The following is a 12,964-nucleotide window of genomic DNA, read 5'->3' as shown; positions in this document are numbered from 1 at the left end:
AATCTTGTTCTTCTGAGAGTTTTATTTTTGCTTCTTGTAGGTCTTCGATTTGCTTTATTTCTCCATCTACTACAATACGAGTATAACCTTTTTGGAGCAAAAGCTCTAATTCTTTTTCTATTTTTCGGCCTTCTTTTACTTTCAGAGGAGTTAGCACCATTACCCTTGTGCCTTCTTCGTGCGAAAGAATGAAATTCACTACATCGGTTACTGTATCTTTACGTACTTCTTGTCCCGAAACAGGCGAGTAAGTGATACCCGCACGGGCAAAAAGAAGTTTTAGGTAATCGTAGATTTCAGTGGTTGTTCCGACCGTTGAGCGAGGGTTTTTGGTGGCAACTTTCTGTTCGATGGCAATCGCTGGCGAAACACCTTTGATATAATCGACTTCGGGTTTTTCCATTCGACCCAAAAACTGACGAGCATACGAACTCAAACTTTCGACGTACATACGCTGCCCCTCGGCAAAGAGTGTATCGAAAGCCAACGAAGATTTGCCACTTCCCGACAACCCCGTGACTACCACAAGCTTGTTGCGGGGAATTGCCACATCAATATTTTTGAGATTATTTACTTTTGCTCCCTTGATGATGATGTATTGCTTCGGGTCAAGAGATTCGACGTCGGTATGATGCGTGTTTTGGGTATTATTCATTCAATTGTTAAAGAATAGCTCGAACTAATTTAACTATTTTTAGGGCAATATAGTTTCGTCATCTTTGTATAATTAAGCGAGACGAACCTTCGTAGCCTTCGCCTTTGACTCGGATAATGTAAGAACCCTTTTCCAGCCCTTTTAGATCGACTTCTTTGCGTTCGGCAGTATCTTCTGCCCTGAAGTTTAATACCTGTTTTCCTATGAGATTAAAGATACTCACATCTAAGTTTTTGATAGTCTCTTTGGTGTCGATATAAAGGAGGTTGCTTGCGGGGTTTGGATAGACCGTCACGAGATTACTTGAGGCTTTGAAAGTAAATATATTTGAATCTGTTGACGAACAGCTAATGGTTTGATTATTAGGTGTTTGGTAGGTGCGAATCGTAGAGACTTGATAGTTGCCATCTTGAGTAACTTTCAGATTCTGAGTTGTTGTTCTTGAGAAAATTACTTTGTCTTTTTTCCATTCAAACTGGTCGTTTCTGGTAAGATCTGAACTCGAAATGGTTAAATTGAAAAGACCTATTTGGGCAATTGTTGGTTGTTGGGGAGGTTGGTTTATAGTTAAAGTTGGTAATATTGTTGATGGAGAAACGCAACTAAATTTATCGTTTATCTTTACAGAAAGTTGGTACGTACCTACTTCTGTTAATTTCAATAGTTTAGTAGTGTCATTATTACTCCAAAGTATTTTATTATTATCGACCGAAAGTTTTATGGTATCGCCTTTGCATATATTACTTGCAGGCAAAATGCTCACTTTGGGAGCCGTGGGAGTCGGTTTTATTTCAACTTTTACTATATCAGAATCTGTTGAGAAGCAGCCCGCATCGCTCTTTGCTTTTACTGATAATTCATAAGCTCCAATACGACTTAATTTTAAATCTGGCAAAGTACTATTATCGCTCCAAATAATATTTTGGTTTGCATCTGCTGAAAGTATAATATTTTCACCCTCACAAACGCTACTGGCTGGCGAGACCGTAATTTTAGGCTTCATTGGAATCGGATTTGCTTTTACAGATACTTTGTCTGAAACTTCCGACACACAGCCAAATTCATTTTTGGCCTTTACCATAAACTCACCAGTATTACCAACAGAGATTTTCTGTGTATTTTCTCCCGAACTCCAGATGTATGATTTTGCCCCTATCATATTGGCTGTAAGCTCAACTCTGGCCGAGCCATCGGTGCAAAATTCTAAATTTTTATCAGATGTGATGCTTGGTTTGGTGGCAGGGTATATCACATTCGTATTGATACTTGGAACGATCAATTTGTTTCCTCTCTGGTCCTTTACTGCCACCGTAAAAATTCCTTTATCGACCGTAATTTGGTTTGTTTTGGCATTATTCGACCATTCGTAGCTTTGCAAGCCTTCGGGTAGTTTGATGCTTACACGATTATTGGCATCGCAGCTGATTTCGGGTTCGATGATTGGTTTTGCCAAAATCGGTTTTGAATTTCGAAAGAAGTTATCGTCCAGCGATTTATCCCAACTTTCTGCCAAAAGCGAAATGCCCATATTGCCAGGCACATTTCTGAAATGTACACCGTCAAGTCTCGGAATTTGTAGATTATCAGTGAATGGCCCCGCAAATACATTATTTCCTGCTCGGTTAATAATTCGGTTTTGTCCGCCGATAATTTCGGGGTTCGAAGGGGATAAATATGTAACCGATGTTCGAGCCACCATCCAGGTAAGATTCTCGTCGAAATCATTTCTCGAAATATCAATCACTCGTTGAAGATTCGTAGTATAAGCATCGGCCGAAAGCCTATTGGGCGAATTATCGGTTTCGCCCTGAATCCACAGTAGCGACCGAACACCCATCAAAGCACCGTAATATTGTAACGTATTTTTAAGATTAATGTAAGGCAAACCATTCGGTAGCTGAAAACGTCCGCCAACGTCTAACACAAAATTGAAAGTGGGTTTTCCTTCGGCACTTTCTCGCCAATTAATAACCGAAACCAGCAAAAGTCCTTCATTAAAAAATGCTACTGGCACATTCAGTCTTCGCACGAGCCTATCGCCCAGTTCGCCATAGCACCATGGGCCATCGCCTTGCGGAGCAACATTTACATTTTCACCTAATTGTACAAAATTAAGATTTTCGGGTAGCGGACTCAGCACATTATTATTCTGAAAGTTTATGGCATTTACCCTATCGTCAGTTGCTCCTTTTGCTCCAAAATTGGGTATTCCTTGAGCATTTGATTGCCCCAGTGCTATAAAAACCTCGCCAATGCCTACTTTTTCGATGCTTACCGTTTGAATCGTGCTGTTGTTTCTTATTGCTCTGATATCTAGTCGATACCAGCCACCTTGTCCTTGTATTTTTCCAGTAAAATACCCAGCTTTGGGTTTGTCTTGTACTACTGCCCAATTGGTTTCTACACCTTGCCCAACTACAATTGGTGTGAGTTTGGCCTCGACTCTATCAATTTCTTCTGAGTAATTACCAATAATATTGACAAAACCTATATTATCGTTGTTTCGCTGAAAGACAATTCTGTTTGTAGGAAAAGTAACGTTGATCTGAGCCAAAACCCCAAAACTCAATACTGCAAAAAAGGTTGATAATAAGACACTTTTGTTGAAAGTAAACAAAAACTTGTGAGGCATCGATAAGCTATTTTCGGTGGTGAATAATAGTAATTTAAAGCAAAAATAAGTTTTTTAAGAGATAAACAATCAATCCAGTGCTAATTTTAGTAAATCAAATGATAGAATCTGGCCTTGAAAAAGCGTACTTTTGCAAATAAAACTTAAATTACCCAAAAGAAAATTGGAAACATCTTTCGCAGTTATTTTTGATATGGACGGTGTCATCTGCGACACAAATCCTTACCATTCGCTTGCTTGGAAAGCCTTTCTTGATAAGCACGAAATCGCATCAAGTGAAGAAGAATTTATTGCTCACATGTACGGAAAAAGCAATAGTTATATTCTGAAACATTTTTTCAAAAGAGAAATCATAGGCGAAGAATTCGACCGTATGGAGTTTGAGAAAGAAGCTCTTTTTCGTGAAATCTACGAAGCACACGTGAAGCCAATTGCTGGTTTAATCGAATTTATCGAAGACCTAAAAGCCAATGGCGTCAGAACGGGCATCGCAACTTCGGCACCTTATCTGAATATGGAAATGATTTTGAGCAAACTGCCACTGCGTGATAAAATGCAATCATTATTGGCCAGCGAAGATGTAAACGCTCACAAACCAAACCCCGAAGTTTACCTAAAATCGGCCTCAAACTTAGATATTTCGCCCGAAAGATGTGTAGTTTTTGAAGATTCGTTCTCGGGCGTTACCGCAGGAAAAGCCGCAGGGGCAAAAGTTGTGGGAGTGCTTTCTACTTACAAAAAAGAAGAACTTCCAGCTTGTGATGATTACATTGTCAATTACGAAGGACTTACCTATCAGAAAATCAGAGAAATCGTCGGATAGATTTTATAGATTGTTTATGATTTCCACAGATTAAACAGAAATCTGTGGAAATCAGCGTTATGAAATATTCATTTCATCGGCGTGCCATATTTTAACAGCCAAAAAGAACTCCATTAATATAATCGCTTCAACTGACAGGTTACAAACCTGTCCTACAATATTTATAATGCTTACTCATTTACGTACTTTTTTTACCCATCGACAGAGTTTGGCCATCGGTATGGTCTTTATTTCGGTGGGGTTTTTATTTGGAAACTGGGCAACTTTAATTCCCTACATCAAACAAAAATTTGACTTAAACGATGCCCAGTTGGGTTTACTACTGCTAAGTTTTCCTATCGGAGCAACGGTCATGAATCCGTTTTCGACCTTTTTCATCAATCGCTTCGGAATGCTCAATACAACGATTATCGGGCTGATTTTACTGGCTACCACATTTATTGGTCCAGTTGGTGCAAGTTGGTTGCCTCTTACATCTTTTATCCTGATAATTGTAGGAATGTGCCTTTCGGTGACGAACGTGGCCATGAATACCTGCGTAACGAGCCTTGAGCATCAGTATGGCATCAATATTATGTCAACTTGCCACGGAATGTTTAGTGCAGGGCTGATGTTTGGTTCAATCGCTGCCAGTATTTTGCGTGGAATGAAAATCGAACCAGCTTTACAGATGGGGGCCATCGCAGTTGTGATTACAGCTTTGGTTCTGCTACTCCGACCAACGATTTTAGGTATTCACGAAGAAAAAATAACCGAAGAAGAAAGCAGAGGAGGTGGAGCAAAATTTATTCTTCCGAAAGGAGCTTTATTATTAATGATTCTGATAAGCCTCTGCACCAACGTAACCGAAGGAACAATGGCCGACTGGACGGCGGTTTATATGCGAGACATCGTTCAGACCGACGATTATTTCATTGGCTGGGGTTTGGCTGGCTACTCAATGTTTATGTCGTTGGGGCGTTTCGTAGGCGATGCTCTCATTCCTCGTTTCGGCGGCAATGCCGTACTTCGCACGGGCGGAATTATCGCCGCTTTGGGTATTACGTTGGCCATTATTTTTCCTTACACAATTACTGCCATTTTGGGTTTTACGCTCGTGGGTGCAGGCGTATCTTGCGGAGCTCCTATATTATATGGAAGTGCGGCTCGTGTGCCAGGCATGGCCAAGGGTGCAGGTTTAGCTACCATGAATACTTTTAGCATGGGCGGTTTTTTGGCTGGGCCAGTCTTGATTGGTTTTATCTCAAAAAGTATCAGTCTTCCTTTTGCTTTTTCGATAGTAGCAGTTTTGGCACTTGTTTGGGCTTTTCTGGTGAATCGAGTGAAATTGTATTGAGAAAAATGCTTATTGCGAATAGTTGTTTTTAATTTTTTAATAACTTAGATGTAATTTCTATTCCATTTAAACTTTTTTAAAATTAATTCATGAAAACAAAATATTTAGTTCTTCTATCTATTCTATTTTCTTGGTCAAGTTTATTGGCACAAGATGATAACATTAGACTCAATAAGAACGCTGTAAGCATAACTGCCCCTGCATTTACTCGAATATATAGTATTAATTATGAGCGAGTTTTAAGGCAAAAGAAGTGGATAACGACTGCCAACGTAGGTTTTTATCATTTACCCTTGAGAGAAAGCACCAAAAGATTAAAAGCATTATTCATTGGGGTAGATTTTTTGCAGGGCAAGAAAACCCACTACCTTGATTTAGGGATGAGTTTGATTATAGATAAAACCGCCGATTTTGTTAATTTTTCGGGTAGTCCATATAATACTGCTGCCACATTAATTCCCAAAATAGGTTATCGTCATCAAAAAAAAGCCAAAGGTGTTTTTTATAGAGCATTGGTTATGCCATTTTTGTTAGAAATAACACCCAGAGAACCGATTGACCAACTGGAAAACAATCACTTTATTTTCACGAGTCCCTCAGTAGATGTATTATCTTTAAGTATAGGTTACTCTTTTTAACAATCTTGATAAGCGAACTGGAAACTGCTCAAATTGATTTTTGAGCAGTTTTTTCTCGCCACAAGCCACATACCAATTCTTTATTTACCATTAAATAAAAAAACATTTCTCAGAAATGCTACCACTCATCAGAATTATAAGCAAATACTTGCGTATGGAATGATAATTGCTTAGTTTTATCACATATATCACTAGGAAATTATTAAAAAGTATCCAATAACCTCTCAATAAAACGTTGTTGACCATTAAATAAAATTTAGTAAGAAAGTTTTTTCTTATTGAAACAAGTATTTACCTTTATATCAGGAAAACAAGATAAACGTATTAATATATGAAAAAAGTCATCTACTCACTTGGCGTCTGCTTATTGGCTGGCCATGTTAATGCACAGTTTGTCAATAGCACAGACATTTACGTAAGCGAAGGTGCAGTCGTAAGTTTCAATACCGATGTGGTAAATGAAGGTAAAATTACCAACAATGGTAAAGTTCACTTCCAAAAAAACTTAGAAAATCTTAGCTCTATTCAATCAACAGGGGTGGCGGTTTTCGATGGTAATGGAACTCAACTTATCAAAAGCAAAAACGAGCTTTCATTTAGTAAATTAATGTTGGATAACGATGTGAAGCTCGAAACACCGGTGCGTGTAAACGAAACAATTTCATTCCGTCGTGGCGTAATTGAATCTTCATCAACAAATCCATTAGTATTTTCGGCCGATGCAAAACACAATGGTGCTTCTGACTTCTCACACGTAAGAGGTGTAGTAACGAAAGAAGGAAACGAGGCTTTCGAATTCCCATTGGGCGATGGCACAAACTTCCGTTCATTCAATGTTGCTCGTAACTCAGAAAGTCAAACGCTTTCGGCTTCATACGTTTACAGAAGTCCATTGAACATTTCTGGACAAGTTTCTGAGAATGTTGAAACTATCAATGAAAACGAATACTGGACATTGAAATCAGAATCGGTGAAAGGTTCAGCTCAACTTTCAGTAAACGGACAATCAGGCTTAGAAGAAGTAGCTTACTTGAAAAGAGGTACTTGGGATGTTTTGGAAGATTCAAAACTTTCTGCTTCAACTGATTTAAAAAACGGTGCATTGTTTACACTTGCAAGAAGCCGCAATATCAAAGCTGAGATTGGTGTTTATCCAAATCCAACAGAAGGAGAGTACTTCTTGAAGTTGAGCGGAATGAACGAAAACGAGCAAATCACAGTAGATGTAACAAACCAAGACGGTACAACTGTTATGCACAGAGAGGGTTTAGTGAAAGATTTACGTAGAGCATATCAATTGCCAGAAAATCTTCCTGCTACTGAATTAGCGATTCGTGTACAAAGAGTTGGCAATAAGCCATTAACTCAAAAAATGATTTTGAAGAAATAATTTCTCAAAAAAATATATCAAAAAGGGCCACCTCTCTTGAGGTGGCCCTTTTTGATTGTAGGGACTACAAAAAAAATTGAGCTTCCGAGGAAGCTCAATAATACTTCTATTTCGAATCATTTGTTCTATAGATAAAAGATTCAAAATCTAATTGGGTAAGTAGAGGGTCAGAAGTGATCGGTAATTGTTTTTTTTTGTAAAACGCTGATAATTAGTATTTTAAGATACTACTGGCTATCGATTACTTAAAGATCATCCATTCCCTTCTTCACTCATTGGGTCCTTTGAATTAGCGACTAGTGCTAGTTCCAACAGAAGTTCCAATGTTAACTGATGCATTTAAAGAAGCTGAAGATAACGAGTTTCTAGTGCTTGTCAATAAACCACTAACTCCACCTACTACAGCACCAACAGTTGTTCCTACTGTGGTAATAACAGAAGTTAGATTAACAGTTGCAGAAGGAATTACGATAGTAGGAGTAGTAATTGTTGCTCCACCAATTACATCATTTACATCGATTTCGAAAGCGTTAAATTGTTCCATTTTTTTTAATTAAGTATAGTTAATAATTATTGAAATATGATATATTAAAAAATATCCGATAATTATGGAGAGACACAATAAATTTAGCTCTCTATTTAATAAATAAAGTGAACTACTAAGAAACAATTTTGTATAGGTGGTAGTACAAGAAATACTACTTTGGTAGTGCTTTGATAAATGCATATACGAAAACTCCTTAATGTTGGGTTTAGAAAAAAGAATATTTTTTTAGATATTGTGCAAAACAAATTAATTGAATGAGATTAGGCTAAAGAATACGATTCAGTCGGAAGAGAATTTTAGCTTAGAAAATCGATTACATATGAAGTTAGATAAAGGAAAAATACTAATTGCCGAACCATTTTTAGGAGATAAAAACTTCGAGCGAAGTGTGGTATTATTATGCGAATATAACGAGCAAGGGGCATTTGGATTGGTACTAAACCAGTTGACAAACTTGAAGTTAGACGATGTAATGGATAATATTTATGGTGAACTCCCTCTTTATTTGGGTGGGCCGGTTGAACAAAATACCCTTCATTTCATACATCGTTTAGGCAATGAAATTGAAGGGGCGATTGATATCGGAAATGGGATTTTTTGGTCGGGCGATTTCGAGCAAGTAAAGACTTTAATCAATATCGGAAAAATAACAGAAAGCGATATTCGCTTATTTATTGGGTATTCGGGTTGGTCAGGAGGCCAATTAGAGGGAGAATTGAAGCAAAATTCTTGGATAGTATCAAACCCTGATGCTAGCTTGATTTTTGAAACTCCAAGCAAAAATTTTTGGCGTGAAGTACTCAAACGCATGGGTGGGCAGTATAAAGTTTTATCAAATTACCCAACCGACCCACGATTGAATTAGAAATAATTATACCCATAAGTCAGTTTTTAGCTGTGATTTAAGCTATTTTTGTGAAAAATTAGACAAAAGATATTAGATAATTGACAATAGAAGAACGCCTTTTCTCATATCTCATGTCTATTGTCTCACGTCTTACTTTATGATATTCAATGCAATCAGAAACGGCAGGCTTCTTTAATCGTCAGACTTTATTCCTTGTTTTTTTCGGGCTAATCTACTTTTCGTTATCGCTTCCAGCAGGTTATGCGGGTTTTAATATAGATGCTTCGTGGCACGAGTCGCTTGTGATGGCGATTGATAAAGGCTTCGTTTTCGGGCATGATTTTATTTTTAATTACGGTCCGCTGGGCTATCTCAATACTGGACTTTTACCCAGAAGCGTTCCGATTTGGGTCTTGGTTTCAGCCGAAGTTTTTACGCTACTTAATTACCTGATTATCATTAAGTTTTGTTTTCAGAAAGCAGGTAAAAATTGGTGGATTGTAGCGGTTTCGTCGTTATTAATTTTTATGCCGTGGGGTTTTATCTCTGATACTTCATTTACGTTTTTCTATTTCTTTTTGTTTTGGTTGCTTTATGCCCTTCGTACGCGTAATTCGGCTGCTTTGTTGTTGGCGGTTCTAATTTCGGTGCTCATTTTCTACATAAAAGTAAACCTAAGTATTATAGTTTATGGCCTTTTTGGTGCATCTTTGGTCTATTTTGGTTTGATTAAAGCCTTTACGCTTCGTACGCTTATTGTTTGCTGGGTTGCCCAGATTTTACTGACTTATGCACTTTCGTTTATCTTGCATGTAGATATTCCAGCGTATCTCGAAGCCAGCCTAAAAATCATTGATGCCTACCAAGATGCAATGGCTGCCATGCTTCTGACTACCAAAGAATTACTTTCTTTACTATTTTTTGAGGCATTGATTGTGGTGGTCGTTTTGGCTTTTGTTTTCAAGTCTTTTCGTTCAATTTTTCAGAAAAATTTCGAGGGCGTTTACTTATATCTGCTCATTGCACTTGCTTGGTTTTTGGGTTTCAAACAAGCCCACACGGCCGTTGGAGCGTATAATATTTTCGGGTTTTTCTTATTGATGCCCCCATTGGCCGCTTTGATTTATTTATTTGCCGAAAACTCGTACAAGATTTGGGCTGGGCGAATGTTTGTGGCTGTTTTGTGCTTACAATTACTGGCCACCCAGCTGATTCGTTTTTATATTGGAGAAAAGACCCTCAAAGGATATTTACTGACTTATCCGCCAACCAGTATTTCGCAGAAAATTTCGGAGAAAGGATTTTCAGGAAAAGATTTAGTAGAAATTTTGGAACAGAAAAATCCTATAAATTACCTAAAAAGGCTCGTTAGCTACGAATATGACGACAACTTCAAAAATTCGCCAGTGCAATTACCAAACGACCTGATGGCTAAAGTAGGAAAAGCCAGTATCGACATTGTTCCGCATCAGATTTCGCATATTTATTTCAATCAACTGAATTATAATCCACGCCCAATCATACAATCTTATCAAGCCAATAGCGATTGGTTGATGAAAAAAAATGGCGAAAAATATCTCTCAAAAACTGCTCCCGAATTTGTACTATTTCGCACCGAAGCATTCCGTGAGCAAAATCCGTTTTGGGTAGAAACCGATTTGAGTGAGGCACTTTTGAGAAATTATGCTCTGACCGATACGACCGTCATTCAGCAAGATACATTTTATTTGTTTCAAAAAAATAAGGTACTTAAAGGTTTGGTATACAGCGATTTATCAAGTATTAAATTTAAACTAAACGAAGATATTTCGTTACCAAAATCAGCGAGTCCGATTCGTTTTTCGGCAAAAATTAATTACAGCACCAAAGGAAAATTGGCGAGGTTATTTTTTCAACCACCTTATTTATATTGCTTGGTAACTTATGAAAACGGCCGTCAAGAAAACTTCCGAGTGATTGATAAAATCTTGCGTGGAGGTGTATTCATCAATCAAAAAGTAACCACCCAAGCCGAAGCGTGTAACTTTTTCTTGAATAAGGGTGTTGATAATCAGAGAGTTACAAAAATTCGTTTTTGGGCGAAATACACTTCGGGCTTTGAAGAAGGCTTTGAAGGAACATTTAAAGAATTAAAAATTACCAATTAAATTATAAGTGAACCTTCCCTGTCGGGGAGGGCAGGGAGGGGCCTATGGAAGAAATAGAAAATACATTTGAACAATTTGAGCTTAATCGTCAGCTACTCAATGCGGTGGCTGATGCTGGTTATACAATACCCACGCCGATTCAACAGAAAACCATTCCGTTGACTTTGCAAGGGCACGATGTTTTGGGAATTGCCCAGACTGGAACTGGCAAAACTGCTGCTTATCTTTTGCCGGTTTTGATGAAAGTAAAATACGCACAGGGGAAATTGCCTCGATGCTTGATTTTTGCACCTACTCGTGAGTTGGTGATTCAGATTGACAAAGCGGTGGGAGAATTAGCAAAATATACCGATATTCGTCACATCGCACTTTATGGTGGCCTTGGCCCAAAAACTCAAATCGAAGCCATTCAGGCGGGTGTTGATATTATTGTTTCGACTCCTGGTCGATTCATGGATTTGTATTTGCGTGGCGAAATTGGCGTAAAAGACATCAAAGTGATGATTTTGGACGAAGCCGATAAGATGATGGATATGGGTTTTATGCCGCAGATTCGTAGTATTTTGGAGGTAATTCCTCGTAAAAGACAAAATCTGTTGTTTTCGGCCACTTTTCCCGAAAAAGTAGAGAAACTTTCTTACGAATTCCTCGAATTTCCTACTCGTATCGAAGTTTCTCCGCAAGCTACTACTGCCGAAACCGTTAAGCAACGAATGTTTCCAGTGCCAAATACGCAAACAAAAATCAATATTTTGGCGTATCTTTTCAAGACTGGCGAGATACAAAAAACGATTATTTTTACTCGCTCAAAAGACATTGCCGATAAGGTTTTTGAAGCACTCAAAGGGCCAATCATAGCCAAAGGCGATATTAGAGTGATTCACGCCAACAAAGGCCAAAATACTCGTATTAATTCGATGGATGCCTTTCGTGAAGGTGATGTAAAAGTTTTGATTTCGACCGATGTGGCGGCCAGAGGGATTGATATTCAGAATGTTAGCCACGTAATAAATTTTGATGTACCGCTCATTTATGAAGATTACGTGCATCGAATCGGGCGAACTGGGCGAGCCAACAATATCGGCGAAGCCATCACTTTCTTGACGCCTGCTGAGGAATATCACATCAAAAAAATTGAGAAAATTATTCGCATGGAAATTCCTCGTGAGTTGATTCCGCTCGATGTAGAAATCGCTCCGACACCATTTGATGAAAACCAAGCGATGTTGCTCGAAATTGATAACCAACGCAAAAAAGAAGACCCAACTTTCAAGGGTGCGTTCCACGAAAAGAAAAATCCAAGAGCTGCCGCTGCCAAGAAAAAGGCGATGACTTCGGGTAAAAGTGGGGGAGGTTCATCATCAAAAAGCTCATCTTCGGGTGGGAAAAAATATGGTTTTTCAAAAAGCAGTAAAGGTTCTAAGAGATAAGTAGTTCACGGTCAATAGACCACAAGTTTACAGAAAGTTTATAAGCTTTTTAACAGAAAAGGAAAATCGTAAAGATAATCCCGAAGGGATGAAATGATTATAGAAATGAGACGAATGTCAAGCAGAATCCCGAAGGGATGGAATAATTAGAAATAAGCATTAGAATCAAAACTTACGAATGCCCGATAAATAAATTTTTTTCGGGCATTATTAGTTTTTAATATTCAATATTGAGAAGTTTTTATTTGTAGAAATGTCATTAATAAATCCCGAAGGGATGAAATGATTATAGAAATGAGACGAATATCAAGCAGAATCCCGAAGTGATGGAATAATTAAAAATAAGCATTAGAATCAAAACTTACGAATGCCCGATAAATAAATTTTTTTCGGGCATTATTAGTTTTTAATATTCAATATTGAGAAGTTTTTATTTGTAGAAATGTCATTAATAAATCCCGAATGGATGAAATGATTATAGAAATGAGACGAATGTCAAGCAGAATCCCGAAGGGATGG

General features: G+C 38.0%; 9 protein-coding genes and 1 pseudogene. 7 read left to right on the top strand and 3 right to left on the bottom strand.

Annotated features, from left to right (window positions below):
* Together ACOVO2_RS10235 and ACOVO2_RS10230 are read right to left on the bottom strand one after the other, a co-directional pair.
* Positions 1 to 655 (bottom strand): annotated as a pseudogene (locus ACOVO2_RS10235) (excinuclease ABC subunit A); the annotation flags it as partial.
* Positions 656 to 713: 58 nt separating this feature from the next.
* Positions 714 to 3,287 carry a T9SS type A sorting domain-containing protein gene (locus ACOVO2_RS10230; protein WP_421769873.1) on the bottom strand — a complete coding sequence of 858 codons (2,574 nt, stop codon included), beginning with the start codon at positions 3,285 to 3,287 and terminating at the stop codon, positions 714 to 716.
* A 163-nt stretch (positions 3,288 to 3,450) separates the two neighbouring features.
* On the opposite strand from ACOVO2_RS10230, the gene ACOVO2_RS10225 reads away from it, so the two are divergent.
* The 4 genes from ACOVO2_RS10225 (at position 3,451) to ACOVO2_RS10210 (ending at position 7,474) form a co-directional block, all read left to right on the top strand.
* Positions 3,451 to 4,110 (top strand): HAD family hydrolase, encoded by a 660-nt coding sequence (locus tag ACOVO2_RS10225; protein ID WP_421769872.1) that lies wholly within the window; start codon positions 3,451 to 3,453, stop codon positions 4,108 to 4,110.
* Positions 4,111 to 4,276: 166 nt separating this feature from the next.
* Positions 4,277 to 5,446, top strand: a complete 1,170-nt coding sequence (locus ACOVO2_RS10220) for an MFS transporter (protein ID WP_421769871.1) — start codon at positions 4,277 to 4,279, stop codon at positions 5,444 to 5,446.
* Between the two features lie 89 nt (positions 5,447 to 5,535).
* The gene (locus ACOVO2_RS10215; RefSeq protein ID WP_421769870.1) at positions 5,536 to 6,084 is read left to right on the top strand and encodes a hypothetical protein; all 549 of its coding nucleotides are present in this window, start codon (positions 5,536 to 5,538) and stop codon (positions 6,082 to 6,084) included.
* 331 nt (positions 6,085 to 6,415) lie between these two features.
* Complete coding sequence (locus ACOVO2_RS10210) at positions 6,416 to 7,474, top strand: hypothetical protein (protein ID WP_421769869.1); 1,059 nt, start codon at positions 6,416 to 6,418, stop codon at positions 7,472 to 7,474.
* 289 nt (positions 7,475 to 7,763) lie between these two features.
* Here the strand turns inward: ACOVO2_RS10210 and ACOVO2_RS10205 are convergent, their stop codons facing one another.
* Complete coding sequence (locus ACOVO2_RS10205) at positions 7,764 to 8,018, bottom strand: hypothetical protein (RefSeq protein ID WP_421769868.1); 255 nt, start codon at positions 8,016 to 8,018, stop codon at positions 7,764 to 7,766.
* A 322-nt stretch (positions 8,019 to 8,340) separates the two neighbouring features.
* Here ACOVO2_RS10205 and ACOVO2_RS10200 point away from each other — a divergent pair, with 322 nt between their 5' ends.
* The 3 genes from ACOVO2_RS10200 to ACOVO2_RS10190 all read left to right on the top strand — a co-directional run bounded on the left by ACOVO2_RS10200 (position 8,341) and on the right by ACOVO2_RS10190 (position 12,445).
* On the top strand, positions 8,341 to 8,886 hold the full coding sequence (locus ACOVO2_RS10200) for a YqgE/AlgH family protein (RefSeq protein ID WP_421769867.1): 546 nt from the start codon (positions 8,341 to 8,343) through the stop codon (positions 8,884 to 8,886).
* Positions 8,887 to 9,035: 149 nt separating this feature from the next.
* Positions 9,036 to 11,015 (top strand): hypothetical protein, encoded by a 1,980-nt coding sequence (locus ACOVO2_RS10195; protein ID WP_421769866.1) that lies wholly within the window; start codon positions 9,036 to 9,038, stop codon positions 11,013 to 11,015.
* A 44-nt stretch (positions 11,016 to 11,059) separates the two neighbouring features.
* Positions 11,060 to 12,445: a DEAD/DEAH box helicase gene (locus ACOVO2_RS10190; RefSeq protein ID WP_421769865.1), complete on the top strand. Its 1,386-nt coding sequence runs from the start codon at positions 11,060 to 11,062 to the stop codon at positions 12,443 to 12,445.
* The last annotated feature ends 519 nt before the right edge of the window (positions 12,446 to 12,964 follow it).

Origin of the sequence: Emticicia sp. (assembly GCF_049241225.1) — a bacterium.
Lineage (GTDB): Bacteria > Bacteroidota > Bacteroidia > Cytophagales > Spirosomataceae > Emticicia.
The sequence above is the reverse complement of the archived record's forward strand: the minus strand, read 5'-3'. Positions and strand labels throughout refer to the sequence as shown.